This is a genomic window from Candidatus Hydrogenedentota bacterium (assembly GCA_019637335.1).
GTDB lineage: Bacteria > Hydrogenedentota > Hydrogenedentia > Hydrogenedentales > JAEUWI01 > JAEUWI01.
On record JAHBVV010000012.1, the window covers coordinates 113,983 to 140,511 of the forward strand.

The 26,529-nt window shown below is 65.1% G+C and carries 23 protein-coding genes, 1 tRNA gene and 1 pseudogene; 16 read left to right on the plus strand and 9 right to left on the minus strand.

What is annotated here, in order from left to right; translation table 11 throughout:
• The first annotated feature begins 40 nt into the window (after positions 1–40).
• A complete protein-coding gene (locus KF886_14480) occupies positions 41–940 on the plus strand; it encodes a prolyl oligopeptidase family serine peptidase (GenBank protein ID MBX3178565.1) in 900 nt (299 codons plus the stop codon).
• A gap of 124 nt (positions 941–1,064) precedes the next feature.
• On the opposite strand, the gene KF886_14485 is transcribed toward KF886_14480, so the two are convergent.
• The 8 genes from KF886_14485 to KF886_14520 form a co-directional block, all read right to left on the minus strand.
• Positions 1,065–1,328: a hypothetical protein gene (locus tag KF886_14485; protein ID MBX3178566.1), complete on the minus strand. Its 264-nt coding sequence runs from the start codon at positions 1,326–1,328 to the stop codon at positions 1,065–1,067.
• The gene (locus KF886_14490) at positions 1,325–1,885 is read right to left on the minus strand and encodes a hypothetical protein (protein ID MBX3178567.1); all 561 of its coding nucleotides are present in this window, start codon (positions 1,883–1,885) and stop codon (positions 1,325–1,327) included. Before KF886_14490 ends, KF886_14485 begins: the two co-directional genes overlap by 4 nt.
• Positions 1,882–4,146, minus strand: coding sequence for a transglutaminase domain-containing protein (locus tag KF886_14495; protein MBX3178568.1), 2,265 nt, complete (start codon positions 4,144–4,146; stop codon positions 1,882–1,884). The genes KF886_14490 and KF886_14495 overlap by 4 nt, the downstream gene beginning before the upstream one ends.
• A gap of 247 nt (positions 4,147–4,393) precedes the next feature.
• Positions 4,394–4,480: transfer RNA gene (locus KF886_14500), tRNA-Leu, on the minus strand.
• Positions 4,481–4,554: 74 nt separating this feature from the next.
• Positions 4,555–5,088: a DUF5610 domain-containing protein gene (locus KF886_14505; GenBank protein ID MBX3178569.1), complete on the minus strand. Its 534-nt coding sequence runs from the start codon at positions 5,086–5,088 to the stop codon at positions 4,555–4,557.
• Between the two features lie 562 nt (positions 5,089–5,650).
• Entirely contained in the window at positions 5,651–7,894 is a 2,244-nt protein-coding gene (locus KF886_14510) for a YfhO family protein (GenBank protein MBX3178570.1), read from the minus strand.
• A gap of 94 nt (positions 7,895–7,988) precedes the next feature.
• Entirely contained in the window at positions 7,989–9,380 is a 1,392-nt protein-coding gene (lpdA, locus tag KF886_14515; protein MBX3178571.1) for a dihydrolipoyl dehydrogenase, read from the minus strand.
• A 69-nt stretch (positions 9,381–9,449) separates the two neighbouring features.
• The gene (locus KF886_14520; protein MBX3178572.1) at positions 9,450–10,607 is read right to left on the minus strand and encodes a mannitol-1-phosphate 5-dehydrogenase; all 1,158 of its coding nucleotides are present in this window, start codon (positions 10,605–10,607) and stop codon (positions 9,450–9,452) included.
• Between the two features lie 549 nt (positions 10,608–11,156).
• Here KF886_14520 and KF886_14525 point away from each other — a divergent pair.
• From KF886_14525 to KF886_14585, 13 genes are all read left to right on the plus strand, one after another.
• A complete protein-coding gene (locus tag KF886_14525) occupies positions 11,157–11,516 on the plus strand; it encodes a hypothetical protein (protein MBX3178573.1) in 360 nt (119 codons plus the stop codon).
• A 125-nt stretch (positions 11,517–11,641) separates the two neighbouring features.
• The gene (locus tag KF886_14530; protein MBX3178574.1) at positions 11,642–12,505 is read left to right on the plus strand and encodes an META domain-containing protein; all 864 of its coding nucleotides are present in this window, start codon (positions 11,642–11,644) and stop codon (positions 12,503–12,505) included.
• 134 nt (positions 12,506–12,639) lie between these two features.
• Entirely contained in the window at positions 12,640–13,116 is a 477-nt protein-coding gene (locus KF886_14535) for a flagellar assembly protein FliW (protein ID MBX3178575.1), read from the plus strand.
• Positions 13,097–13,318 carry a carbon storage regulator CsrA gene (gene csrA / locus KF886_14540; protein ID MBX3178576.1) on the plus strand — a complete coding sequence of 74 codons (222 nt, stop codon included), beginning with the start codon at positions 13,097–13,099 and terminating at the stop codon, positions 13,316–13,318. Before KF886_14535 ends, csrA begins: the two co-directional genes overlap by 20 nt.
• Before the next feature lie 13 nt (positions 13,319–13,331).
• Positions 13,332–13,961, plus strand: coding sequence for a hypothetical protein (locus tag KF886_14545; protein MBX3178577.1), 630 nt, complete (start codon positions 13,332–13,334; stop codon positions 13,959–13,961).
• Positions 13,961–17,269 (plus strand): glycosyltransferase, encoded by a 3,309-nt coding sequence (locus KF886_14550; GenBank protein ID MBX3178578.1) that lies wholly within the window; start codon positions 13,961–13,963, stop codon positions 17,267–17,269. Before KF886_14545 ends, KF886_14550 begins: the two co-directional genes overlap by 1 nt.
• Before the next feature lie 17 nt (positions 17,270–17,286).
• Positions 17,287–19,071: a glycosyltransferase gene (locus KF886_14555; GenBank protein MBX3178579.1), complete on the plus strand. Its 1,785-nt coding sequence runs from the start codon at positions 17,287–17,289 to the stop codon at positions 19,069–19,071.
• Complete coding sequence (locus tag KF886_14560) at positions 19,071–20,756, plus strand: glycosyltransferase family 9 protein (GenBank protein MBX3178580.1); 1,686 nt, start codon at positions 19,071–19,073, stop codon at positions 20,754–20,756. The genes KF886_14555 and KF886_14560 overlap by 1 nt, the downstream gene beginning before the upstream one ends.
• A 34-nt stretch (positions 20,757–20,790) precedes the next feature.
• On the plus strand, positions 20,791–21,129 hold the full coding sequence (locus KF886_14565; protein MBX3178581.1) for an MmcQ/YjbR family DNA-binding protein: 339 nt from the start codon (positions 20,791–20,793) through the stop codon (positions 21,127–21,129).
• A gap of 186 nt (positions 21,130–21,315) precedes the next feature.
• Complete coding sequence (locus tag KF886_14570) at positions 21,316–21,555, plus strand: type II toxin-antitoxin system prevent-host-death family antitoxin (protein MBX3178582.1); 240 nt, start codon at positions 21,316–21,318, stop codon at positions 21,553–21,555.
• Positions 21,486–21,929, plus strand: coding sequence for a type II toxin-antitoxin system VapC family toxin (locus tag KF886_14575; protein ID MBX3178583.1), 444 nt, complete (start codon positions 21,486–21,488; stop codon positions 21,927–21,929). Before KF886_14570 ends, KF886_14575 begins: the two co-directional genes overlap by 70 nt.
• A 124-nt stretch (positions 21,930–22,053) precedes the next feature.
• A complete protein-coding gene (locus KF886_14580) occupies positions 22,054–22,308 on the plus strand; it encodes a type II toxin-antitoxin system prevent-host-death family antitoxin (GenBank protein ID MBX3178584.1) in 255 nt (84 codons plus the stop codon).
• Entirely contained in the window at positions 22,305–22,559 is a 255-nt protein-coding gene (locus KF886_14585; protein ID MBX3178585.1) for a Txe/YoeB family addiction module toxin, read from the plus strand. The genes KF886_14580 and KF886_14585 overlap by 4 nt, the downstream gene beginning before the upstream one ends.
• Positions 22,560–22,689: 130 nt before the next feature.
• Here KF886_14585 and KF886_14590 read toward each other — a convergent pair whose 3' ends face one another.
• The gene (locus tag KF886_14590; GenBank protein ID MBX3178586.1) at positions 22,690–24,099 is read right to left on the minus strand and encodes a hypothetical protein; all 1,410 of its coding nucleotides are present in this window, start codon (positions 24,097–24,099) and stop codon (positions 22,690–22,692) included.
• 638 nt (positions 24,100–24,737) lie between these two features.
• Between KF886_14590 and KF886_14595 the strand changes: the two are divergent.
• A pseudogene (locus KF886_14595) lies at positions 24,738–24,839 on the plus strand (type II secretion system protein).
• 267 nt (positions 24,840–25,106) lie between these two features.
• Complete coding sequence (locus tag KF886_14600) at positions 25,107–25,832, plus strand: hypothetical protein (GenBank protein ID MBX3178587.1); 726 nt, start codon at positions 25,107–25,109, stop codon at positions 25,830–25,832.
• Positions 25,833–26,529 lie beyond the last annotated feature (697 nt).

Sequence of the window (26,529 nt, forward strand, 5' to 3'; positions counted from 1 at the left end):
TAACGCCGTTTCGAGCCCATACCAACCGTGAGGATACGCCATGATACGCCGGATCGCCCTGATTGCCGCCCTTTGCCTGTTGCCGCACCTCACAACCGCGCGCGCGGACGAGACTCCGTACGTCCAGCACGAAAACCTGGTCTTCGCGGAAGTCCACGGGACCGGCCTGCTCGCCGATGTGTTCACGCCGCTCCCCTCGGAAACGCCGCGGCCCGGCGACGGCCTGGCCATCGTCGACGTGGCGAGCGGCGCCTTCCATTCCGATCGCGGCAAGATCAACGACCACAAGCGGGCGCGCATGTTCGACATCTATTGCGGAGCCGGCTACACGGTCTTCGCGATCCGCCCCGGCTCCATCACGAAGTACTCCGGCGAGGAGATGAACGCCCACGTGAAAATCGGCATCCGCTGGGTCAAGAGCCAGGCCGAAAAATACGGCGTCAACCCCGACCGGCTCGGCATTACCGGCGCGTCGGCCGGTGGCTATCTCGCCACCATGGCCGCCGTGACGCCAGAGGACGCGACCGGCAACGGGCCGCTGGGACAGTACGACACCCGCGTCCGCGCGGCCGCGGTCTTTTTCCCGCCCACGGACTTCACCCGGGTGGAGTGGGCCAGCGGGCGCGGCGGGCGCCTGGAACGCTTCTTCTTCAGCGATGGATTCGGCGATCGCTCGAAGGAAGAAATTGCCGAAAAGGTGAAGGAACTCTCCCCGGCGCACCGCGTCGGCGACAGCGTCCCGCCGATGCTCTTCATCCACGGCGACGCGGACGAGGTGGTCAAGCTGGAGCAATCGGAAATCATGGTGGACGCGCTGACGGCGAAAGGCCACGAAGTGGAATTGATCGTGAAGGAAGGCGGCGCGCACCCCTGGCCGACAATCTACGAGGAAGTCGCCGTTATGTGCGCCTGGTTCAACCAATCCCTGCGCCGGGACTGACCCGCCCCCAGGAACGCAGATATTCCTGAGAATGCGCCGAAGGCGCAAATGTAGGATAGCCGTCCCGGCTGTCCACCGCGCCGGAAGGCGCGACAAGATCGCGCAACGCCAGGGCTGCGCCGTGTCAGTCCTTCGTGTCTTCAATGCCCCGCAGGCGCTTGTACCAGTCGGGCGCGGCCTTCATGAAGATGCGCTGCTGCTCCACCAGCCCGCTGGTGAGCCGGGGCGGGCCGTCGTAGTGATCGGCGAGCGAAAGCAGTGCGTCGACCTCCTTCCAATCGTAGGGCTTCCCCCGAAGCTCCTCCCGCCGGATCTGTTCCAGAAGCCGTCCCGTCTCCGCCCACTGGCGCACCAGCTGCCGCTGCTCTTCCTCGCTGGGACGTTTCATGATTCGGCTCCAAGCAACGCCTTGACGCGAAGGATGGTGTCGCGATCCTCCCGCATCTCGCACAGGGGCGTCAACTGGCCGATGATATACTTCGCGTCGAGGGTGCACTGCCGCGCGACAATGCCCTCCACGTCAAGCCAGTCGCGCGCGCGGCCCGCGAAGGCCTTCATGATGAGCAGGTCTTCCGCGGTGCAGCAGCGCAGCGTGTACTTCGGCGCAAAAGGCGCGGTCACGGCCCGCGCCACCATCGCTTCCTCAAACGGCAACGCGCCAAGGGCGATATCCACCGGGTAGCCCTGCGCCGATCGCAGCAGCAGCACCCGATTCGCCAGCGCAAACGCGTGGGCGTCTTCAATGCGCGATTCGAACGATGCCAGCAGTTCGATTACGTAGGGTTCCTCGTCGCCCCACCCCGTAAGCAGCGCAAAATCCGCGTCCAGCGTGGTTCGGGGTTCGCCCCAGTGCTGCACGGCGAGGCCGCCAATAATGCAAAACGCCCATCCGCGCGCCTCCATGAACGCGCAAACTTCCGCCGCGGCCTCAAGCACGCCGTTCATGGCTTCTCCTTCGGCGCGTAGGGCGCGCGGTAGTGGTAGTACACCTCCAGCAGGCTCGGCGCCCCTTCGAGGCCCAGCGTGTTCCGCACGCGCATTTCGAGCCGGTTCAGCCCCGACGGAAACAACGGCCACGTGAACACCGCGGGGCTCTCGCGCCAGCCGCTCCCGTTGATGTTGATTTCGAACGCCGCCAGGTTCGGCGTCTGCGTGAACATGCGGACGCGCACCTCCCCTTCCGTATCGCCCCACGACGCCGCGTAGTGCGCGCGGTTGATCGCAGGGTAAAAGTCCGCCACGCGATCGCTGTGCAGGGCGTGCTGCAACTTGCGCGGCGTCGCTTCGTCGTACCAGCACAGATAGCCGCTCCACGGCCACCACGTCGACCCGTGCGCCACCGGGCGCGGCGTCGGGCGGGTCAGAAAGTCGTTGCGCGGGATCAGCCGGAAGAAACCGGCAAGGTTGTGCTGCGGCGGGCGCTTCATCGGGTCCGGATCGTTGATCCACGGGGTGAACGTGGAGATCTCCAGCGGCTGCGGCGTCTCGGGTACGGCATTCCCCGCGCGGTTCTCCCACGGCGCCGGGCTCGCCCAGGGAATCGGGTTCTCCGCGGTAAAACCGTAGCGCCGAAGGAAATGCTGGTGCTGCTCCAGCACGCTCAACGGCTCTCCGCTGCCGGTGTGGAATTCGTAGGAGTCGAATACGCTCTCCGGATCGATGACGGCCCATTTCTCGAGTTCGTCGATATACACTTCCGGTATTTCGTGGTTGAACACGTTGACATGCCGCGCCTGGTAGCCCAGCGACTGCAACGCCTGGATGAACACGATGGTGAACTGGATGCACATCCCGCCGTGGCCGTACTGCTGCTTCCGCTTGAGGATATCGAGCGCGTTCCACTCGGGATATTCCGGGTGCGGCAGCGCGTGATACCAGAGTTGGGATACGTAGTGCCGGATCTGGTTGATCTCCGCGAATTGCCCGTGCGTCGCGCGCACAAGCAGTTCCTCCGGAAGCGTCGCCCGCAGCCGCGCCAACTCCGGCGCATCGCCCGACTCGAAATACATCGGATACGACGGGTAGCGCGGCGCGGGATTCACCGCGCGGCGCGTATAGAAGGTGTTCTCCGGCGGCGGCGTGAAATGCAGCGTCCGGGACAGCGCAATCTCCCGCAGCACCGGCGTCGATAGCGGGTCCTCGGTGCGCAGGGTCGCGCGCACCTGCGCGTAGCGGCGCCCGGTGTCCGGCAGCGGCGCATCCAACGCCGCCCCTGTCCCGACCGGCGTAAACGCGTCCCATGACGCATCCGTCGGGTCCGGCGTATCCGAAAAGCGCACGGCCCAATCGATAACCGTGCCCGATGGCGTTTCGCCCAGGCCCGTGAGGCGCAGCTCCGTCGCGCGGCATGCCGGCGCGATGCCGCTGGCCCCCGGCGCCTCCGCCCATAGGTCAATTGGCGGGCTGACCAGCGATCCGCTTGGGTGGTGCTGCTCCAGGCTGATGCGTATCACGTACTCGCCCCGGGTGTCCGCCTCGGGGCCCAGCAACCCTGTCTGATACGTCGCGCCCCCGTCCACCGACCGCGCGGACATCGCGCCGACCTCAAACGGGGTCAGGCCCGGAAGGTTCCCGCTGTCCGGTATCTCCACGAAACCCGAGGTCAACAGCCCCGTGTGCCCGCGGTACGTGTAGGCCCCGCCACCGCGCGCATACTCATCCTCGCGCGCGAACAACACATCATAGCCCCGCTCCGGCGGCCCCTCGCAAACCAGTTCAATGACATTCTCGCCCGTCCGCAGCGCGTCCACCGGCACGGGAACCCACCACCACATCAGCTCATGCCACGACCGCGGAACACCTTCGACGCGGCACCCGTTCACCAGCATATGCCATGGCGCCGGATCCGACGCGTCCCGCGGCGTCATGTACACCAGCACATGCGCCGCGCGCGCCGCCGCCGATTCCAGCCGCAACACCTTGCGGATGCGAACCCCCGCATGCAACGGCTCCGTGTGCGCCCCCTTGTCGCTCCGCCCCGCCCCCGGCGCATCGTTCTCGATCAACACGAGGTCATTCAACATGACCCCCGCCCCGCCCCCGGCCCGCATCACATCATACGCCTGGCCCGCCTCATACAACTCCAGCGCCGGCCATACCGTCCGCACCGGCATCGCCACCGCCTCCGCCCACGCGCCCGGCGCCAGCACGCCAGACACGGCAAGCCAGAGCCAAGACACCCCGCCCAGCACACGAAGCAAACCCATACAATCCACCTCGCCCTCCCAAAAGAAATCACCAAAAATCCACGGCCCCGACGCCGATCAACACCATACGGCAGCGCCCGGTTGAAATCAACGTGAGGCCGGCACATACGACGCATGGCCACTGGGATTCATCGAACTACAAGGGCGCGCGAATTCGCAGGACCAATGCCCCAAACCAGGCCGGCCCAAAAAACAAAACGCCCCGCGCGGTCACTATTGTGACCGTGCGGGGCTGGTGTGGTAAAGATGGTGCCCGAGGCGAGAATCGAACTCGCACGCCATTGCTGGCACAAGATCCTTAGTCTTGCGTGTCTGCCAATTCCACCACCCGGGCGGGGAAGCAGAAGGATACAAAAAAAACGCCGCGCGCTGCAACTTTTGTGCGGGCGCGCGGCGTGATTCCCGGGTTTACTCGCCGCCGAGCCCGTTGGCGATGAAGGCGTCGAGCCGCGCCCGCACCAGGCTCGCGATCTGATCAATGCTGGATTCGGTCTCGGGATTGAGCGCGGCGAGCGCGTTCAGGATGCCTCGGGCCTCCTCGATGCCCTTCGCGATGGCCCCACCGATGAAATCGGCGAATCGCGCGCGCCCTTCTTCGTTGTCGTCGAGGCCGTTGTTCCTGGCGTATGCGGAAAAGAAATTCAGCGCGAAATCCGCGATGCGGTTGGCGGTCGCTTCGGGAGAGGTGTCGACCGCTTCGCCTTCCGGTATGCCGAGGGCTTCGCGCGCCTCGGCCACCACCGCGCGCAGCTTCTCGAAAGCGCGGTTGAGGACGATTTCCTGCGCCTCGGTATTGGAAACGGCATTCGTGCCGAAGGTCACCACGTCAATGCGCGCTTCAAACTGGAAGGAGAAGGACTGGTACGTTGCCTGCCTCGCCGACTGCGGATAGGCGCGGCCTGCGGCAAGCTCTACGGGAGGCGTCTGAACCGTCTGTATCATGAATATCACCCTCGCTGTTGGCCCGTTGGGGCCCCGGGATTCCGTCGCTGAGGGATTTATCGGCGGATGCCGCCGTGGGCTTTAGCCAACCCCGGGGACGGCCTCCGGCTGCCAGCCCGGGGACTGCATCCGGCTGGCCAGCCCGGGGACTGCTTCCGGCTGGCCAGTGCGCTCAATACTGGAACCCAGGCCCCAACCCAACCGGTGGCTGTACCCGCACCAAGCCAACCCCGTCATCCATGCCCCGGGTTGGCGCGGAGGCGCCAAGGGGACTGCATCCGGCTGGCCAGTGCGCTCAATACTGGAACCCAGGCCCCTACCCAGCCGGTGGCTGTACCCGCAAACCACCCCTCCTCATCCATGCCCCGGGTTGGCGCGGAGGCGCCAAGGGGACTGCATCCGGCTGGCCAGTGCGCTCAATACTGGAACCCAGGCCCCTACCCAGCCGGTGGCTGTACCCGCACCAAGCCCAAGGGGACTGCATCCGGCTGGCCAGTGCGCTCAATACTGGAACCCAGGCCCCTACCCAGCCGGTGGCTGTACCCGCACCAAGCCAACCCCGTCATCCATGCCCCGGGTTGGCGCGAAGGGCCCTAAAAACACCAAAACCCACAAGAAGCGCAAAACACACACAAACCCACACCCCGGCCCGAAAACCACGCGGATCGTACCGAAGCTCAACGGTATGTTCGCCCGCTACGATTTCCACCCCCTGCATGGCCCCGTCGACCGGGTACACCAGCGTCTCCTTACCGTCGACCCACGCACGCCACTCGGGATACCAGGCCGTTGTGATGACCAATATGCCCGGCTGGTTGGTTTCCACGCGCAGCCGCACCTGATGCGGGCCGGGCCGATCAAGCACTTCAATCTCGTTGTCGAAGGGGCCTTCGCGCGGAGGCATCGCAAAGCCCTCCACCCGGGGCGCGCTCCCGGCCGTCATGGGCCCCAGGTCCGGCGCATCCGACGGGCGCGTGTCATATGCCATCCGGTATGGCGGCGCGCTCGAAAGATCCCGAAAAAGCACCACACCGGCGTCGAACACCTCCACGATATTCAGATCGGGCCGCACCGGCGCGTAGGGCCCCTGGATGTCCTCCCGCCGCAGCAGCAGCGCGCCCACCCCCGCGCGGCGCTGGAGGAGCGGGTCCGCCTCGATCTGCGCGAGGAAGCGCTCGGTGCGGTTCAAGCTCACGGTCGCCCGGACCTGAAGCCCCGGGATTCGGTTCCCGTGAAGCGGCCACGCGGACAGCCCGGTCGTACCGCCCACGCGCGCATCAACCGCGCGGAGGGCCTGGACGAGCGGGGTCTCGGGATAAACGAGTCTGGCGTCGGTTCGAGGCAGTTCCGGCGCGCGCACGAGGGCAATCAGGATCATGAGCAGGGCCGCCATACCGACCGCCATGATCCGGGGATTCGGCTTGAGGAGCGTCACGCCGAATATTGACACTATGCATATGATAACAAATACAAAAAGATAAAAAAGATTCCATTCCGAGTATGTGCCGCTTCCCGAAAAAAACACATAAACCAGTAACAAACCGCCCCAATACAGGGGCAGGATCAGCGCCATCCGCGCCAGAACCCGCTTGCATTGATCCGCGTTAAGGTGGAGCCACGTCTCCGCCACGGCCGCCGTCATCAACGCGAAGGGCAGCGCCAGCGCGGCCACGTAGCAGGCCGGATGCAGGAGCCGGAGCAGGGGCAACGACACGAGCCGGTCGCCGGTCAACAGCGGCACGGCCGCGAGGAGGAGCGCCGCCAAACCCAGGCATTCGACGCGGTGGCGGAGCGCCTTGTCCACGAAGCGGCGCAACGAGAACCAGACGCCCGCCAGAAGCAGCGGAATATGGCCCACGTAGAAGAGCGCCGCCAGCGGATTGGCCGCACCTGTCGCCGCCTGGTGGTAGGCGCTTCCAAAACCACCCAGAAGAGCCCCGGCTTCCATCGGCCACGGGTAGGCCCCCGGGGCCGTCGCGCCTTCCCGAAGGAGGGTAAAGTACGGGATCAACTGCGGGGCCGCCAGACCGAGTCCCGCCGCGACGCCGAGCGCAAAACCGGGCAGCGCCGCGCCCAGATGGACGTGGTGGCTGTCGCGCGCGCGCCGCAGCACCATGTAAAGCACGAGCGCGCCGATCAGTCCGGCGAGGATCCGCACGTCGCCGCCGAGGGCCATGAGCGCCACGGCGATGGCGGCCTTGGGCCAGGCGCGGAACTGCCCGATGAGCAGGCGGTCCACCGCCAGTAGCAGGAGCGGAAACCAGGGCAGGATATCCCCCATCGGCTCGGCGACCCAGTGGAATACGGGCCCGCTCCATTGGTACACAAGCGCCACGATGAGCGCGAAGCCCGCCGTGAAGCCGTAGCGCCGCGCGCCGTAATACGCGGCCCAGCCCGCGACCGCCAGTTTCAGCCACAGGCTGAGCGCCCAGGCCAGCGGCAAATCGAAAAGGTAAAACGGGATCGTGAAGAACGACAGGCACCGGTTGCGCACATCCGCCAGAAAGGGCTGGCCCAGGCCCGTGTCGGGGTTCCACCAGAGCGCGGCGGGTTGGGTCCGGTTCTCGTTGATGTACTGGTAGGCGGGCCAGGCGGTGGCCAGTTGCCAGGCGGAAAGCGGGTCGTGCTCGGACAATGCCCCGGCCGGCGCCGCGCTCTCCCACGGGGGCAGGGCCAGAATGGAATCGGGCGCAATGGGCGCCGCCCCCTGGAAGAGGCTGGGCGCCAGGGCCAGCACGGGCAACAACAGAAGCAGCACCACGCACCCCGCATGCTCGCGCACGCGATATCCCCAGCTCGGTCTCATGATGCCACGGTCCCTGTTCGCCGGCCCGCCCGGCGGCTCCCGGGCGCCCTGGATTGCCAGGGCGCCCGCGAACCGATCACTATACCAAATGCCGCTACCGTTTTGCCGGGCGGGTGTGGATGCCCAGGCCGTAGTAATCCTCCGCCGCCTCCAGTATCGCCTCCGAAAGCGTCGGATGCGTGTGTATCGTATGCGCGATCTCCTCCACCGTCGCCTCCAGTTGCATCGCCATCGCGCCCGCCGCGATCAGCTCGCCGGCCTCCGCGCCCATGATGTGCATCCCGAGCAACTGGTCCGTCGCGGCGTCGCCCACGATCTTCACCAGCCCCTCCGTCTCGCCCATCGCGTGCGCGCGGCCATTCCCGGCGAACAGGAAGCTCCCGGTCTTCACCGTATATCCCGCCGCCTTCGCCTGGGTTTCCGTCAGCCCCACGCTCGCCACCTCGGGCGACGTGAAATTGCACGACGGCACCACCCGGTAGTCGATGCGCCGGTTCCCGCCCGTGGCGTTGGTCGCGGCCACAATCCCCTCGGTCGACGCGCCGTGCGCCAGCCAGGTCTTGTTGGTCACGTCGCCGATGGCGTAGATCCCGGGAATGTTGCTCTCCATACGATCGTCCACCACGATGCTGCCCCGTGCGCCAATTGCCACCCCGAGATCCGGCGTGCGTGTGACCACCTCGGAATTGCACTGGAGCCCGATCCCCACCAGCACCAGATCCACCTCCAGTTCCCCGGCCCCCTTGCCCTCCAACGTCAGGTGCACGCTGTCCTTCCGGTGCTTGAGCGTCTGGACCTTGGTGTCCGTGCGCACATCCATCCCCTTCCGCTTGAGCCCCGCCGCCAGGCGCTTGCTCAGGTCTTCGTCTTCCCGGGGAAGCACATACGGCATCGCCTCAATCAGGGTCACCTTCGCGCCAAGCGCGTTCCAGATGCACGCAAACTCCGATCCCAGCGCCCCCGCGCCAATCACCGCGATGCGCTCCGGCAGTTCGGTCAACTCCAGTGCGTCCGTGCTGCCAATCACTGTCGTGCCGTTGAATTCCAGCCCGGGCAGCTGCGCGGGGCGACCGCCCGTCGCAATAATGATGCTGCCCGCGCGCACCCGGGTGTCCCCGACCGCGATCTCGCCGGGCGTCACCACCGTGCCCTCGCCCCGGATGACCTCAATGCCGTGCGCCTTGAACAGCGCATCGATTCCGCCGGTGTTGGTTCCGATAACCTTGTTCTTCCGCGCGACCATAGCCTTCATGTCGAAGGCCGCCCCGGAAACCTTCAGCCCGAAGTCCTCGGCATGTTGCATTTTTCGGTAGAGTTCGGCGGTGTATATGAGTGTTTTTGTCGGTATACACCCAACATTCAAACACACGCCACCCAGAGCCTCCCGCTCCACCACCGCCACCGAAGCCCCGCGCTGCGCCACGCGAATCGCCGCCACATAGCCACCAGGCCCCGATCCAACCACCACCACGTCAAATTTTTGCATCTTTTTATCCTGATTGCTGTTGTTTTGTATTGATTATTATTTGTTTTGGTTCGGCAACCCAAAGCGTGCTTATGAGGCCAGTGACGCCTCGACCAACGCCCGTAGGGGTTCTTCCGGCGCCAACTGGCATATCGTGTCGAGCACCGCGCCGACGCCCCGTTCCCGGCGCATCGTCTGGATTTCTACCGCCCCCGGGTCCGACGGCTCGTCAAACTGCAGCGCCGCGGCGATGACCTTGACGTGGGCCACCGGGTCAACATCCTGCTCGAGGCACATCCGGGCCGAGGCGATCAGGCGGTCGTCCGGGCCGAGCTTCCGGACCGGGTCCGCACCCACGCGCGCCACCTGATCGGCGAGGGCCTTGTTCTGATACCGGTGGATGAGGTCCGCCGCGAAGGCCTCAAGAGCGGCCTGATCCATGCCGTGCTTCCGGGCCAGTCCCAGGCAGCTCTCCCGCTGCGCCGCCTCGACCACCGGGCGGATTTCCGGATCCGCAATCACCTCGTATATATAGGTATGGCCCCTGAGGTGGCCCAGATAGGCCGCCGCCGCGTGGCTCATGTTATGCACAAAGAGCTTGCGTTCCACGTAGGCGCCGAAATTGGGATACGGCTTGGCGTGGGCGATCGGCGGAATCGGCCCCACGAAGCCCTCGGCGGCCAGGGGCAGCTCACAATAGGGTTCCACGCAGACCAGCAGCGGATCCTCGGCATGCTGGGTCTCGGTCATCCGCGGCACCATCCGGCCAATGGAAGCCTCCACAAACCCCACCTGCGTATCCAATACCGTGTGCCATTCCGGCGCAAGGCATTCCCGAACCGCTTCGCGCAGGATCCGGTCCCCGCGAAGCACGTTTTCGCAGATAATGACGTTCAACGGCGTGGCGTCCGGCGTGGCGAAGCGCTTCTCAATGCCTCGCGCCAGCGCCGGCGCAATGCGGGGCAGGATCGGCGAGCCGACCGCCGTCGAGGCGATCACACACTCGGCCAGGGCGTCCGCAATGGCCTCGATGTCGCCCCCATGAATTGCGTCCACCCGGGTAATCCGGAGTTTCTCCGTCGTCTCGGACACCAGGTGAAGCGGGTATGCGTTCCGCTCCCGGAGCAGACGGACCACGGTCTCGTTGACGTCCACGAAGGTGGTGTTATAGCCCGACTCCCAGTACAACTGGCCGAGGAAGCCGCGGCCGATGTTGCCCGCGCCAAAATGCACTGTTTTTCCGCCCAAGAACCGGATCCTTCGCTGGTTGTGCTGACGCCCCGCATACGTTCCCGGGATTATAGCAAGTGGGCGGCATGCGGCGCGAGAGCGATCCGGCGTAGCGGCGCGACGTGCTTCTCGCGCTCCCCGCGTGTTCCAGAACAATACCGCGCGGTCATGGGTTAACGTAATGCAGGAAACGGCGTGATTCCGAACCTCGACCACCAGAGGCGCGCGCGATTTCATTGTGTATTTGGTAAAAAATGTGTAATTCAATACCAAAATATGTGAAATTCAATTGCAACAACTCCGATCCGGAAACTTTCTTGTGTACATTCGGCATATATGGTGTATAATCACGCTGTGGAAGGCGAGTTGAAATCGAAGTAGTGTGCAGTCGGTCGGGGTGTTCCGTCAGTTTGAATGGATGAGACCGAAACGCGTCTGGTCAGGTGCGAATGGTCTGATGTTTGATCCATGGGCTTCGGTACGCTCGGGAGGACGACTCAGCCTGGTACCGCCAGTCGTTCATAATAGGAACGCATTGCGGCAGGAGGTTAGTTTATGTGGAATAAAATGACAGGTAAAGGCGAGCAGCTACCCGATCTGCTCGTGGTGCTGGCGATTACGGTGGTCATGGCGGCCATCTTGTTGCCGGCGGTTTCGAATTACAATGGCGGAGCGGTGAACGCGGAGAGCGGCTTGAATTCCGTGGCCCCGATTATGGATGGTCACGTGCGGTCGGCCCCCCGGAGCGCCAGTTCGCGCGAGGCCCGCGATGTGCGTATGACGCCGGTGGATGCGGACGCGGATACGGTGGTGGCGGAACGCGATCTTTCGGTGCTGGAAGACGAGTATACTCCGATGGATATGGTCGTGGAGCGCGACGGGCTGGAGAAGCTTCGTACGACGGACATCAGTTACGTGATTCCCTGACCGCGGTCGGATCGCGTGATCGTTTTAATCACTTAATTCACGGCGGCGCCGGCCCGGTATCCTGCGCCGCCGGTTCTGTTTTTCATGAGGTGCGCCCGCGCCCGATTTCATAGGAGTTCCCGTCTATGCGCCGCCGCCCGACTGCTGTTCTCACGCTTCTGCTTGCCACAATTGCGGGTTGCGCGGCCACGCCGGCGGGTCCCGATCACGGTCCGGGCGCCGGCGCCGCCACGGCAAAGGATGCCTCGGACCCGATGTCTATTCAGGATATTGCGTGGGAACTCGCCGGAATCGGCGAGGCCAGCGCCCCGGAAGCCCCGGTCCCCGACACCTCGGTAACGCTTCTGCTCGATGCGGCGAGCGGCGAGGCGTCGGGCTCGGCCGGCTGCAACCGGTACGTCGGGAAATACACCCTGGATGGCAACGGGCTGACCTTCGGCCCTATCGCCGCAACCAAGCGCTACTGCGGCGCCCCGGAAGGCGTGATGGCGCAAGAGTCGGCTGTGCTGGCCGCCTTGCAGGCCACAAGCCATTTCACGCTGGAAGACGATGTGCTGACACTGCATCAGGACGGGGACCGGGTTTTGCGTTTCGCACGCTCCGGCGCGAAAGGCGGGCCAGACGCATCCCCGCTCGCGGCGCTCAATGATCACGTGGGCGCCTATCCGCGCGAAATCAACCTGTGGGAGCACCCGGCGGTTTCAAAGCGGCTCCAGGCCCTCCTGGGCGGCGCGCTTCCCGCCTTTCTCGAAAACATGGGCGTCCAGGGCCCGCTATCCGCCGAAGATGGTCTGCTCTACGTCACCGGAAACAAGCCCCACGAGGGCGGCATCGAAACGGCGGCATTCGTCGCGGATCCCGCCCGGGACCAGATCCAGGTGTGGTTGATTACCGGCGGCGAGGCGCGCCTGTACGCCGAAAAAGACCCGCCGCTCCCCGATCCGGCCGATGTGCAAACATGGAAGGCCAATCTGGACGCGCGCCCGTAAATAAACGCCCCCGGCCGCGGCCCGCTGTTCTCGCCTGACGCGGCGCGGCACTATTCTCTGTTTTCGCTTGCACCCCCGCCGGGCCGTGGTGCATACTGAGGCCCGAACCAGGATCAGGACGGCGGAGTGACTTGATGCAGTTGAGAACGACGCGATTCGGGGAGTTGGAGGTAGCGGAAACTTCGGTTATCACCTTCACCCAGCCCATTATCGGCTTTCAGGAGTACCGGCGCTTTGTCTTGCTGCCCGGGCCGGCGGACAGCGCCGTCACGTGGCTCCAGTCAACCGAATCGGGCGAGCTCGCCTTCCTGCTCATGAATCCGCGCGATGTGGCTCCCGATTACCGCGTGCCGCTGGGCCAGCACGAGCTCGCGGAATTGGCCGTCAATACCGCCGACGAGCTGAGTATTTTCACCATTCTCGTCGTGTCGGATGACGTGGCGAAAATCCGCACGAATCTGAAGGCCCCCGTCCTGATCAATTCGAAACAACGCCTGGGCAAGCAAACGGTGTTGGAACGCAGCGACTACCCGATCCAGTTTTTCCTGGCGCAGGCGCGGGAGGCGGCAGCCGCGCGGGAGGAAGTGAGCCATGCTCGTACTGACGCGTAAGGAAAACGAGAGCATCATGATCGGGAACGACATCGAGATCAAGGTGCTCGATCTCAAGGACAACCAGGTGAAGCTGGGCATCGTCGCCCCCCGCAGTGTGGCCGTGCACCGCCGGGAAGTCTACCTCGCGATCCAGGCCGAAAACGCCCAGGCCGCGGCGACGGGCTCGCTCGATGGCATCTCCAATCTGATCCCCCGCTAGGAAAGGGAAACACATGGATGTGATCGTGGATGGCGCCGGCAACTACGACCTGAAGGGCGAGCCGGGCGACCTGTTTGCGGCGGTGGGCGCGGTGAGCGAATACCTGCGCGGTCAGGGCCGCTCGATTCTGTCCGTCAAGGTGGACGGCAGCGATGTCGCGCCGGAGGATCTCGCGACCCGCCTCAAGAACCTCTCACCGAACGATGTGGGACGCCTCGAAATCGGCTCGGAATCGACCTCCGCCCTGGTTGAAGAATGCCTCCGCGGCCTCGAGGAAACCCTGCCGGAACTCCCCAACGTCTGCCGCCAGATGGCGCAGGTATTCCAGGGCGAAAAACCGGAAGAAGGCTTCGACCCCTTCGTGGAACTCGCCGGCATCTGGGCCAGCGTCAAATCGCGCGAGGCCCTGGTGGCCAATGCCCTCGATCTCGACCTGGACACCCTGCAAATCGGCGGCAAGTCGCTCCAGACGGCGCACGACGAATTGAACCAGTTCCTGGAGGAGGCCGAACAGGCCCTCAAGGACGGCGATACCATTCTCCTGGGCGATCTCCTGGAATACGAGCTTGCGCCCCGCGCGGAACGGGAAGCCGAGATCGTGGCCCTGTTGCAGGCGCAGCTTCCGGCCACTTCGGGCGGCTGATGGCCACGCCCCGCGTCCTGACCTTCAATTTCCACGAGCCCTACCTGTGCATGATGGCCGCGACCGGCCTGCCCCTGGACGTCGGGCTCTACGAGAGCGGCCCCCTCGCGCGCGTGTGGCACACGCAGTTCCGCCCCATTCCCGACAACCTCACGCTCGTGCCGGAGCGGGTCTGGCGCGCGCGGCTGGACCGGGGCCACTACGATGTGGTCATCGCGCAAAACGAAAGCAACGCCCTCGACGTGGCCCGGGCGGAGGCGTCGCGCATCCTCATCTGCCACAACCGCCGCACCTTCCTCGAAACCACGATCGCCCCGGAAAACGCCGAAGGGCACACTGCCTTCCGCATGCTGTTGGACCAGCTTCCCCACCTCTTCGAATTCGTATTCATCTCGGAATCTAAACGGGACGACTACCGCATACCGGGCCGCGTCATTCCACCGGGCATCGATGTCGAAGCCTGGGGCGGGTACACCGGCGACACCCCCTGCGTCATTCGCGTGGGCAACACCATGCGCCAGCGCGACCGCATGTTCGATGTGGACTTCCAGGAAGCCTGCTGCACCGGCCTGGCCAACCGTGTCGTCGGGGTAAATCCGTTAATCCCGGGAAGCGAGCCAAGCAAGAGCTTCGAGGACCTGCTGCGCACCTACCGCACCTGCCGCGCCATGCTGCACGTCTCCCGTGAGGCCTACGAGGACGGCTACAACCTCGCCATGCTGGAGGCCATGGCCTGCGGCATGCCCGTCTGCGCCCTCGCGAACCCGACCTCGCCCATCACCAACGAGGTGGACGGTTTCGTTTCCTACGACAGCGCGCAACTCCGCGAATACCTGGCGCGCCTCCTCGAAGACCCGGCCCTCGCGCGCGAAATCGGCGCCCGCGGACGCGATACCATCGCGCGGACCTTTCCGCTGGACGTCTTCGCCGATCGCTGGCGCGAAGCCATTTTCGAGGCCGCGGATCGCCGGCCAGCGCGTGGTTCCGCCGCGCGCGCCGAAGCCGCCGCGGGCGTACCCGTCCTCGTGACCTACACCGGATCGCCGCACACCACCGGGCGCTACATCCACGAGGCCCTCCGGCGCGCGTGTCCCACGGTTTCGACGGGCGCCCGCGTGACGGACGAGGCGTTGCTCGGCTGGGGATTCCCCGCGCCCGTGCCGGAGTATCCGCGCCACGATATCGAGACCGATCTGAGCCCATCGCTGAAGGAAATAGAATCCCGCCTCCCGGATGGCTTCCATCCCCGGCTGCTGCTGTGGGTCGATTCCGGCCAGATGTGGCTCGCCCCGGGATACGCGCAGATCGACGCCGTAAAGGCCGCCTGGTTCATCGACACGCACCTCGGCGCGCCCCACCGTCTCGAAATCGCGCGCCATTTCGACTACGTATACCTCGCGCAAAAGGCCCAGGTCGAGGAGTTTCGCGCGGCGGGCGTCCGCCGGGTGAAGTGGCTGCCCCTCGCCGCGTCGGAAGAGTTGCACAGTCTCCCGCCCCGCGAACGCGACCTCGACGTCGCCTTCGTCGGCGGGATGGCCAGCCTCAGCGGCGAGGTCCGCCGGCATTTCATCGACGCCGTCCGCGAACACTTCCCCAACCACTTCATCGGGCAGTGCTGGCCGCACCAGATGGCGGAATACTACGCGCGCGCGAAGATTGTGGTGAACATGTGCGTGAACCGGGACGTCAACATGCGCGTCTTCGAGGCCATGGCTTCGGGCGCGCTCCTGATCACCGATCCCGCGATCGGCCTGGACGATCTCTTCGAAGAAGGAACGGATCTCCTCGTCTACCGCAGCGTCGAGGAGGCCATCGCGCTCATTCAGACCTACCTCGACGACGGCGAAGCCCGCGAACGGATCGCCGCCGCCGGGCGGGAGAAGGTCTGGCGCGAACATACCTACGCCAAACGAATCGCGTGGATGCTCGACGATATCCAGCAGGAAACCGGATCACTGGCGAAGCCCCTCCTCCACCACGACCCGAAGACCGCCGAGGCCTATTACGAACACCCGCGCCGCGAACTGCTCCCCGCCATCCCGCTGCGCGCGCGGCGCATACTCGATGTCGGCTGCGGCGCCGGCGCGCTCGGCAAACTGCTCAAGGAAGAACGCGGCGTCGAAGAGGTCTGCGGCGTCGAGTTTATTGAGGACGCCTTCCTCCGCGCCCGCGACGTGCTCGACCGCGTGCTCCACGGCAACATCGAGGAAATGGCGCTGCCCTGGGACGACGGCCACTTCGACTGCATCGTGTGCGCCGACGTCCTGGAACACCTGGCCGATCCCTCCGCCGTGCTGAAAAAACTCGACCGCGTCCTGGCCCCCCATGGCGTCATCGTGATCTCGGTGCCCAACGCGCGCTACTTCGAGGTCATCCACATGCTCTCGCACGGCGCCTGGACCTACTACGAGCAGGGCATCATGGACGCCACCCACCTCCGCTTCTTCACGCGCACGGACCTGCGCGCCATGATCGAGGCGGGCGGCCTGGAAGCCGCGGACGTCCTGCCGCTGAACCAGCGACCGCCGGAACACCTCCCGAAAAGCCCCGACGGCTCGCTCACCCTCGGTCTGGTCACCATGGAAGACGTGGACGATACCGCCTACGAGGAATTCCTCACCTACCAGTGGCTCGGCATTGCCTGCAAAACCGGCGTGGACCGCCTGGGCCTCGCGCGGCAGGCGCTGGAAGCCGGCGAATACGAGGCCGCGATCGGTTTCGCGATGGACGCCGCCGCCGTGGACGACGTCGCGCGCTATGGCATCGTCGCCCGCGCCCTGGGCCGCCTCGGCCAACTTGAAAAAGCCGCCACAACCTACCGCATGCTCCTCGAGACGGCCGACGCCCCCGAGATCGAGGGCGAGTACGGCATTCTCCTCCTCGCGATGAACGACGCCGAGGCCGCGAAACCCCGGCTCGAACGCGCGCTCGCCGCCCACCCGGATTTCGACCGCGCGGAAGGCGCCCTGGGACTCATCGCCTACCAGCGGGGCGACCTGGAATCGGCTTTTTCGCATCTCCGGCGCGCGCTGGAGGCGAATTACGCGAACCGCGGCCTGATAGAATCCTTCCTGGATGTCGCCGCGCGCCTGGGCCGCCTCCCGGAAGCCCGGCCGCTGATGAAGGCCTACCTGGAGTTCTATCCGGGCAACCTGGACCTCAAAATCACCTATGCGCGCATGCTCTGCGACCTGGGCGATTTCGAAGCGGCCCGCGAGCAGATCGAACTTGTGCAATTGTTCGACGCGGACCACGCGGGCGCGCGGGCCCTGGCGGAAGCGCTCGATCGGGCGCGGGACGACGCGTGACGGAAAACGCCAGTGACATGGATCAACCATTCCTGAAAACACCGGAGACCTGGCGCGAACGCCTCGCCGATCGCGCGCCCTCCCCCGATCTCGCCGTGGAGCCCAGCCGACGCGGCGCGCCGACCTTGCGCGCGGGCCGCCTCCAGCTCCACAGCCGCTACGACCCCGAGGAAGAGGCCCGGCGCCTCGTGGAATCGGCCAACCTGGCGCCCGGCGCGCCCGTGCTCGTGCTCGGATGCGGCCTGGGCTACCACATCCGCGCGCTCCTCGAAGGCGGCCACGAGGTCGCCGCGCTGGAACCCGATCTCGACGTCATCAAGCTCGCCGTCGAGGGCCCGCTGGCCGGCGCGGAGTGCCGCATAGGCGCGGGAACGCCGCCGGAAGGCGCGACCGACCTGGAGGACTTCCTCCGGCGCGATCCGCAGCTGCTGATACACCCGCCCACCGCCCAGCTCCACCGCGAATACGCCAACGCCACCGCGGGCGACCTCTACGCCGCCGCCCTGGCCGGCAAGCACCTGAATATCGCCGTCGTCGGCCCGATGTACGGCGGCTCGCTGCCCATCGCGGGTTATCTGGCGCGCGCCTTCGAGAAACTGGGCCACCACGTGCGCTACGTGGACCATGCGGAGGCCTGGCCGCTCTACGAGAAGATCCAGGCGACCGTGGAAGGTTCCACGCCCGCCGGACAGCTCTCCGCCCTCTACACGCAGTTCCTCTCCGAGTGGACCTATGCGCAGGTGGCGGAATTCAACCCCGAAATCTGTATCGTCCTCGCGCAGGCCCCCGCCGCGCCCACCTTGCCCGACCGGCTCCGGCAATGCGGCATCATCACCGCCTTCTGGTACGTCGAAAACTGGCGCCACCTCCCCTACTGGCGCGACATCGCCCGCCACTACGACTACTTCTTTCATATCCAGCCCGGCGAATTCGAAGCGAAGCTGTCCGAGGCCGGCTGCCGCCATCACGCCTACGTCCAGACCGCGTGCGACCCGGATCTTCACCGCCCCGCCACGCTGGGCGAGGCGGACCGCGCACACTACGGCTGCGACCTCAGCTTCGCGGGCGCGGGCTACTATAACCGCGTCAATCTGTTCAAGGGCCTGGGCGACTACAACTTCAAGATCTGGGGCGTGAACTGGGGCGACCGCTACCTCGCCAAGATGCTGCCGGACGGCGAAGCGCGCTTCGATGCCGATACCTTCATGAAGATCGTCGCCGCAAGCAAGATCAACCTGAATCTGCATTCGAGCAGCAGCAAACCGGGGGTCGACCCGGAGTGCGACGCGATCAACCCGCGCGTATTCGAAATCGCGGCGGCCGGCGGCTTCCAGCTCTGCGACCCCTGCGTCGGGCTGGACCAGCTCTTCGACTTCGAAACCGAGCTGCCCGTCTACCGCGATCTCCGGGAACTGCGCGAACAAATCGATTACTACCTGTCGCGTCCGGAAGAGCGCGCGGAATGCGCGGCCAACGCGCGGCAACGCGTCCTCGCGGATCACACCTACACGCACCGCGCGCAGGAAATGCTGGGTCACCTCTTCCGGGCCCACGGCGCCGCCATACTCCGGCGCGGCGTCCGCGCCCACCACACCTTCGGCGAAATGGCCGCGCGCCTCCAGCCGGAGGACGAACTGCGCCAGTGGCTCGGCCACTTCCCGGAGGACACCCCCTTCACCTTCGACGAAATCGCCAACCGGAGCCTGCCGAAGGGCGCGCCGAACCTCTACCCCGAACAGGTCATCGCGTACATGCGCCAGGTAAAGCAGGACGCGGACGCGGCGATGAAGTTGATGCGGTGATGCGAATCCTCATTATCCAGACCACGCGCCTCGGCGATGTCATCCAGACCACGCCGCTCATCCACATGGTGCGCAAAAAGCACCCGGACGCGCACATCACGCTCATGGTCCGGCGCATGGGCGTGCCGGTCGCCGAGCGCAACAGCGACATCGACGACATCATCGTCTACGACGAAGACGAGCTCTACCGGCGCCTCCACGCCCGCGACTCGAACCAGCTCCTGGAGGCCTACCAGATCGCCGACGAACGCATCCGTTCCCTGCGCGCGGGCAACTTCGACGTCTGCTATAACGTCACGCACAGCGTGAGCTCCGCGATGCTGGTGAAGATGGCGGAAATACCCGAAGTCTACGGCGCGCACCTGGGCGACGACTGGCAGTTCATCCTGCGCGGGAACTGGACCACCTACTTCTTCACGAGCGTCTTCAGCCGCGAATACAATGACCTCAACCTCTGCGACATCATCCGCAACATCGTGGAGGGCGCCCCGCCGTCCCGCGCGCTCCACCTGGCCCTCCAGGACGACGACCGCGCCTTCGCGGCGGACCTCCTGGCGCAGCACGGCGTGCGTGAGGGCGACTTCGTGGCCTGCTTCCAACTCGGCGCCAGCCAGGACGACAAGCGCTGGTCGGCGGAGAACTTCGCGGCGCTCGCGCGCCTGTTGAAGGAGCGCGACAACGCGAAAATATTCCTGCTCGGCGTCGAATCCGAGCAACACCTCGGCGATCGCTTCGAGGCCATCGCCCCCGGAACCGCCGTACACCTCTTCGGGAAAACCTCCGTCGCACAGGTTGCCGCGCTGCTGGAACGCGCCACGGTGCTCGTGACCAACGACACCGGCACCATGCACATCGCGGCGGCGGTCAACTGCCCCATCACGCTGGTCTCCGTCGGCAACGTGCACTACCGCGAAACCGGACCCTACGGCCCCGGCCATTGCGCGATCGAAGCGCGGCGCGCGGACCTGGGCCGTTCGGACTACGTCCCCGAGGGCCTCGAAGAGCGCCAGCGCATCCGCGCGGATCAGGTCCTCGCCGCCATCGACTACACCCTGGCCTGCGCCCGCGGCGATCAGCTCCCCCTCCTGGACGACGGCGGCCCCCTCGAAAGCGTGGATCTTTTCGCCACTCGATTCGCGCCGGACGGCTGCCTGGAGTATTACCCGGCCATCCGCCGCCCCCTGGGCGAACGCGATTTCATGCGGATCGCCTACCGCGCCATGTGGCTCGCCCACCTGGCCCGAGCGGAGGACCCCGAGGCGGAAGCACAAAGCCTCGACGCCATGCTCACGCGCTACGACGGCCCCGGCGCGGACACCGTGTCCGCCTGGGCCGCGGAAATCGGCGCGCACTTCGAGGGTCTCGCGGGGATCGCGGATCGCGGCATGGCGATCACCGAACAGCTGCTCCAGGCCCTCGGCGGCAAACCCGACCTCGAACGCGCCAAGTCGCTCGTCGCGCAGCTCATGGCGATCGACGAGGAAGCGCGCGTCTTCAGCGAGGTCAACCCGCCCTGCCGCCCGCTCATTCTCATGGCCCGCTTCGAGCGCGACAACCTCGACGGCGCCGACCCCCGCGTGCTCGCACAGACCACCCTCGAAATCTACCGCGCCTGCCAGGCCCGCGCACGCCTCATGGTGGAAAAGATCGGGCGCGCAACCCAGCGCTGGGGGGAGAGACCGTAGGCTACCGGGGGAGTCGGAAAGGGAGAAAATGGGATTGAATCCGTTGGACTTTCAGGCGCTGGCGCTCGAATTTCCGGAGACGGTGGAGGCGCCACACTTCGAGAAGACGTCGTTTCGGGTGCGCGGGAAGATTTTTGCGACCATGGCCCCGGAGAGGGCCGAGGCGGTGGTCAAGCTTACTCCGATCGATCAGTCCGTGTTTGTGGGCCATGGCGGCGGTACGGTGTATCCCGTGAAGGGAAAGTGGGGCGAGCAGGGCTGGACCGCGATCGATCTCGATTCGGCCGATCGCGCACTCGTGCGGGACATGCTCGCGTGCGCGTATCGCACGGTGGCGCCGAAGTCCCTCGCGGCCCGATTGCCGCGGGAGTAGGACGGTCCACCGCGGTAACGCAACACCCCCACACTCGACCGTCCTCCCCGTCCACTACGTCCACGGGCCTGCCCGCCGAAGGCGGGTCCACCCTGTCCACTCTGACCAGCCAGAAGCCCGAAAAACCCGCCAATTGACACGTTCCCTCCTTCGGGGTAGACTGAACCTGTAAAGGAACCAACGCGCATGACACCTGTTGATATCCACGACCTCGCTGCACACCTGGCGCAATGGCTGGAACGCGCGGAACACGGTGAGGAACTCCTCATCGCGCGTGCGGGCGCCCCCATCGCCAGAATTGTTCCACCAAGCGCGTCTCACGAGCCGCGAACGCCCGGCTACTGGCGGGGCCAGGTATGGATGGCCGACGACTTCGACGAATTGCCGGACGACATCGCCGCCGCGTTCGATGGCGAGACCCCGTGAGGCTGTTGCTCGATTCCCACGCACTGCTCTGGTGGCTCAATGACGACACGCGCCTTTCCCACGAAGCTCGCCGGGCAATAGCGGATCCGGAATCCTCGGTTTTCGTCAGCGCCGCAACGGTCTGGGAAATCGCTATCAAGATCAACGCTGGAAAACTGCGCACCCCCGGCCCGTTTGACGAAGCCCTCGAAGCAAGCAGGTTCCAAACCCTGCCCATTACCGCCAGACATGCGCTGGTCGCGGGCCAACTTCCCAAAGTGCACGGCGATCCCTTCGACCGCATGCTGATCGCGCAGGCGCAAACGGAATCATTGACCTTGGTCACACGGGACCGCGCGATCCAGGAATACGGGATCACCTTCCTTCCAGCCTGAGAGCGCCGCGTCCACGCCCTGCGGCCCACAACCTGGCCCCCGCTCCCCCTCGAATCCGGCGCGATCTTTACATCGCTCCGGGAGAAGGGTACGATAAAGGTTACGGCAAACTTGGAGTAGCGCCATGGAGTCTATATCGCTTTCGACGTTCCGCAGGGATCTGTCCCAGGTCCTGGACAAAGTCAACGATGACCATACTCCCATGCTTATCACCCGCCCGAATGGCAGACCGGTCGTGATCATGTCGGCCGACGATTTCCATTCCTACGAGGAGACAGCGTACTTGATGGCGAGCCCCCGAAACGCGGAGCGCCTCGATCGCGCCGTGTCGGACATTGCCGAGGGACGCTTCGTTGCACGGGAACTCCGCGAGGAATGACGCTGTGCTGGTCCGAGCAAGCCTGGGAGGATTACTTGTTCTGGCAGGCCTCCGACAAGGCCATGCTCAAGCGCATCAACCACCTGATCCGGGACATTGAGCGCGATCCCTTTCGCGGCGCCGGAGCGTCCGAACCACTGAAGCACCGCTGGTCCGGCTACTGGTCCCGGCGCATCAACCGTGAACACCGGCTCGTCTATCGGGTTGAGTCCGGCAAACTCTATATCGCCCAGTGCCGCTATCACTACTGATCCACGCGCCCCCCGCCGACTTCCACCCCGTCCACCCCGTCCACCCTGTCCACTCCGTCCACCCTGTCCACTCTGTCCACTCTGTCCACTCTGTCCAACTCCCTCCAGCCTAAAGCCTAAAGCCTAAAGCCTAAAACTCAAACGTAAACAACGCCGCGTCCCGCACTTCAAACCGAAGCCGCACCTCCTGCCCCGCCAGCGCGCCGAGTCCCTCGCCGCCCCACGTCACCGGCGCCTCGAAACCGTTCGCCTCCACCGCGCCGCACTGATCCAGCGCAAAACCTTCCACCGTCTTGTTCCCGTCCGTCCGGATTTCCGCCCGCACCGACCCGCCCGCGTTCACCGTGGCGTTCACCCGCAGCGCCGCGCCTTCCGGCACGATAAACGGGCGCGTGAGCACATAGCCCGGCTCCGCGCCCGCCGGTCGCAGGCCAACAAGCCGGTCCCGCTCCGCCGTGGCCAGGCCGATGGCGCAGGGGTTCTCCGGCGCGTTGTGATTCAGCGCGAAGCCCCCATAATAAAAGCGCAGCTCGTCCCCCACCAGCACCGGGCTCTCCGCGGCCAGGATCATCCCCGCGTCCCACGCGCCCTCCGGGCCCAGCGGCAGCGCGGGCGGATGCGTGCCGATCGCGTCCCAGTGCTCGCCGTCGCCGCTCCACACGATCTCGGGATACAGCAGCGCGTCCGCGCGATCATAGCTCTGGCGCAGGCCGAAGAAGAGGTCATGCACGCGGAACACGGTCATCCCGTAGTACTCCGGCCGCTCCCCCTCCCCGGGCACAAGGATCACGCGCTCGTGCGACCACGTCTTCAGGTCCGCGCTGTGCTGCACCGAAACCCGCCGCTTGTGATCCCCGGCGTACGCGCGCGGGCGGCAGAACAGCAGCCAGTTTTCCCTGACCTCGTCGAAAACAAAGTTGTTGTGCGTGTCGCTGTGGTAGGGGATCGCCGGCGCATCGTGCAGGAACGTGAACGTCTTGCCATCCTCCGAAGACGATACGAACACCCCGCCCTTCTGATTGTGAATCGCCAGAAAGCGCCCCGGATAGGCGTCCGGCCTGGGGTTCAGCATGACGTCGATGTTCTGCGTCTTGTCCTCGCCGAGGCGGATGCAGTTGTTCGCCGGGTCCGCGCCGTGATCGAAGACGCCAAGCGCCGGCTTCCGCCACGCGATGCCATCCTCCGACTCCGCGTAGCACACGTTGTACGAAAACGGGAGCCGGTTGTCGTAGTTGTGCCGGTTAAACACCGTGTACCAGATCTTGAACAGCCCGTCCGCCGGATCGAAGAGGGCCGATCCGCCCATGTGCGGGCCGCTGCCCTCCCATTCCCCCGTCTTCGTGATCAGCGGATTCTCCGGGTGCTTCACCAGCGGCGGCATGAAACGCTCCAGCAGCCAGCGGTCTTCCGCGACGCGGCTGTCGCAGAGAAAGTACGGACCGCCCGCCGCGGCGATGTGATAATCGCGCGACGCCGCCGGCGACGCCGCGACCGGCCCCAGCGCCAGCGTGAGCAAAAGCAACAATCGAATTACAGCCATGGTGACTCCTCCCGGGCGGCCTCCGCGATTGGGGAACGGATACGCAGTGCAGCCGAGCATAGCGCCTCCGCAAGACGGAAACAAGCCCGCCCGCAACGCTCGGATACAACCGTTATTACGATTTCAGAAAGACAGGAATCCAGAAGACAATTCAGAATTCATATCATTCGTATATTAACCTCTTCAAAAAACACGTTGACAGCAAGAACAAAAACCGCTAGAATACGTTCTTAAGGCAAGAGGACGCCCCACCCAATCGGCTGGGGAGGGCGCAGCAGCAGAGTTGAATTCAATTTGGATGAAGCTCGCCGCTGGTACGGGCGCTACGGCGCCAGGGGGTCGGCCAGCGCGGCGCTTCGCGCGCTCTATCGCCAACCGGCGCTATTTCAAGTGGTCAGCGCGGGAACTCCAGCACGCCTGGAACCAACCCGCACGCCGGTCCCCATGGTTTTGGCCTTCGCGCGCCGATGCCGGTACGTTTTGTGCACCCCGGCGCGGCGCGATGTATAGGTGCGGTAAACGAGGCAGACCTGGAACGATACGGAAAGGAGGAAGTTAACGTCCAGCAAGTCGGTTCTGTCGAGACAACGTACATGTGCACAGATTTATTTGAAATCAATCACAAAGGAAAGAGCGTTATGACATACCTCAGACGTCCTAACAAGAAGGGTTTCACCCTGATCGAGCTGCTCGTGGTTATCGCCATCATCGGTATCCTGGCAGCCATTCTTCTTCCGGCCCTGGCCCGCGCCCGCGAAGCGGCCCGCCGCGCCAGCTGCCAGAACAACCTCAAGCAAATCGGCCTGTCCTGCAAAATGTATGCAAACGAGGCCTCCGGCGAAAACTGGCCCCCGCGCTTCATCGACTTCCGCCGTGCTGCGGACGATGCGGGTTCCCCCAATGACTACCGCCGTTTCTGGTCCGAAATCAGCACCACGGCGCTGTACCCGGATTATGTCACGGACCTGCTGATCTTCGCCTGCCCGTCCGACCCCGACGCGTCCGGCATGCAGAAAACCACCATGCGCGTTCACCCGGATTGGGCTGATCCCACGGCGCTGGGCGTAGCCTCGTGGAAGATTCCGCCGTCCGTACAGGGCGCGGCCGCGCAGGCCGCGACCGGCTATGGCTGCGACAACTGGCGCACGCCGGAGCAGAACGAGCAGAACTACCCCGGCATCGGCGGTAAGGGCTGCATCACCCACATCAGCTCGAGCAGCTACCCCTACTGGGGCTACGCCATCCAGGCCAAGGATGTTGACACCCCCGGCGCCATGCGCGCCTTCGGCGCCGTAATGGACGCGTGGCCGGAAGTCGCGGCTGAGTGCGGCAATGAGAACCAGTACCTCACGATCGGTCGCCTCGGCGGTAGCTTCACCGTCAACCTGGCCTGCATCGGCCGCCCGGCGGTCAGCCTGCCCTCGCTTCGCGAAGGCATCGAGCGCTTCATGATCACCGACATCAACAACCCGGGCGCCAGCGCAAAGGCGCAGTCCGAAGTTGCGGTGATGTGGGATGCCCTGCGCGGCGGTGAAGACATCGAGACCGGCTGGGATCCGTCCACGACGGTTGCCTCCCTTACGGGCGGCGACTACAACCACGTGCCCGGCGGCGCCAACGTGCTGTTCATGGACGGCCACGTTGAATTCGGCAAGTACCCGCAGCCGAACGGCTCCAAGGTCTACACGGCCACCCCGGCGGCCCTGTTGGACGGTTCCTTCTGGTTCCCGTGATCCGCTGCTGATTGTTGAACAGTACGCTACGGCGTAACCCATACGAGGGCCGGGTGATCCACCCGGCCCTCGGCTTTTTTTAGGCTTTAGGCTTCAGGCTTCAGGCTTCAGGCTTCAGGCTTCAGGCTTCAGGCTTCAGGCTTCAGGCTTCAGGCTTCAGGCTTCAGGCTTCAGGCTTCAGGCTTCAGGCTGTAGGCTTCGGGCTTCGCGCGTTGGGCATTGGGCGTCAGACGCCCCTGCCGCCAACTGTCAACTGTCAACTGTCAACTGTCAACTGTCAACTGTCAACTGTCAACTGTCAACTGTCAACTGTCAACTGTCAACTGTCAGCTGTCAACTGTCAACTGTCAACTGCTGCACCGCCGCGGCGGAAATCTCCACGATTCTTACCACGAATCCTGATCGCGGCCAGCCGCTGCCTGCCCCCGGTACATTCGTGTGTATTGGTGTTGATTCGTGGCTCATTTGATCCAAGGACACATCGTGTGCCCGCGCCTTCGCGCCTACGCGTGGATATCATTCCCTCTCCAACTTCTTTCCTTCGTGGCCTTCGTGGTGATCAATTCCCTGGTTGCGGCCAGAGCCTCCCCCCCGTTCTTTGTGTTCCTTGTGCTCTTTGTGGCTCCAAATCCAATCTCCCGCCCGCCCTGACCGCGCGTCGCGCCCTCGATCAGCTCCCTTGCGCCTTCGCGTGGAT

Coding starts and splice junctions, on each gene's coding strand:
- KF886_14480 (MBX3178565.1), top strand. CDS start 41: ATGATACGCCGGATCGCCCTGATTGCCGCCCTTTGCCTGTTGCCGCAC.
- KF886_14485 (MBX3178566.1), bottom strand. CDS start 1,328: ATGAAACGTCCCAGCGAGGAAGAGCAGCGGCAGCTGGTGCGCCAGTGG.
- KF886_14490 (MBX3178567.1), bottom strand. CDS start 1,885: ATGAACGGCGTGCTTGAGGCCGCGGCGGAAGTTTGCGCGTTCATGGAG.
- KF886_14495 (MBX3178568.1), bottom strand. CDS start 4,146: ATGGGTTTGCTTCGTGTGCTGGGCGGGGTGTCTTGGCTCTGGCTTGCC.
- KF886_14505 (MBX3178569.1), bottom strand. CDS start 5,088: ATGATACAGACGGTTCAGACGCCTCCCGTAGAGCTTGCCGCAGGCCGC.
- KF886_14510 (MBX3178570.1), bottom strand. CDS start 7,894: ATGAGACCGAGCTGGGGATATCGCGTGCGCGAGCATGCGGGGTGCGTG.
- lpdA (MBX3178571.1), bottom strand. CDS start 9,380: ATGCAAAAATTTGACGTGGTGGTGGTTGGATCGGGGCCTGGTGGCTAT.
- KF886_14525 (MBX3178573.1), top strand. CDS start 11,157: ATGACAGGTAAAGGCGAGCAGCTACCCGATCTGCTCGTGGTGCTGGCG.
- KF886_14530 (MBX3178574.1), top strand. CDS start 11,642: ATGCGCCGCCGCCCGACTGCTGTTCTCACGCTTCTGCTTGCCACAATT.
- KF886_14535 (MBX3178575.1), top strand. CDS start 12,640: ATGCAGTTGAGAACGACGCGATTCGGGGAGTTGGAGGTAGCGGAAACT.
- csrA (MBX3178576.1), top strand. CDS start 13,097: ATGCTCGTACTGACGCGTAAGGAAAACGAGAGCATCATGATCGGGAAC.
- KF886_14545 (MBX3178577.1), top strand. CDS start 13,332: ATGGATGTGATCGTGGATGGCGCCGGCAACTACGACCTGAAGGGCGAG.
- KF886_14550 (MBX3178578.1), top strand. CDS start 13,961: ATGGCCACGCCCCGCGTCCTGACCTTCAATTTCCACGAGCCCTACCTG.
- KF886_14555 (MBX3178579.1), top strand. CDS start 17,287: ATGGATCAACCATTCCTGAAAACACCGGAGACCTGGCGCGAACGCCTC.
- KF886_14560 (MBX3178580.1), top strand. CDS start 19,071: ATGCGAATCCTCATTATCCAGACCACGCGCCTCGGCGATGTCATCCAG.
- KF886_14570 (MBX3178582.1), top strand. CDS start 21,316: ATGACACCTGTTGATATCCACGACCTCGCTGCACACCTGGCGCAATGG.
- KF886_14575 (MBX3178583.1), top strand. CDS start 21,486: ATGGATGGCCGACGACTTCGACGAATTGCCGGACGACATCGCCGCCGC.
- KF886_14580 (MBX3178584.1), top strand. CDS start 22,054: ATGGAGTCTATATCGCTTTCGACGTTCCGCAGGGATCTGTCCCAGGTC.
- KF886_14585 (MBX3178585.1), top strand. CDS start 22,305: ATGACGCTGTGCTGGTCCGAGCAAGCCTGGGAGGATTACTTGTTCTGG.
- KF886_14590 (MBX3178586.1), bottom strand. CDS start 24,099: ATGGCTGTAATTCGATTGTTGCTTTTGCTCACGCTGGCGCTGGGGCCG.
- KF886_14600 (MBX3178587.1), top strand. CDS start 25,107: ATGCAGAAAACCACCATGCGCGTTCACCCGGATTGGGCTGATCCCACG.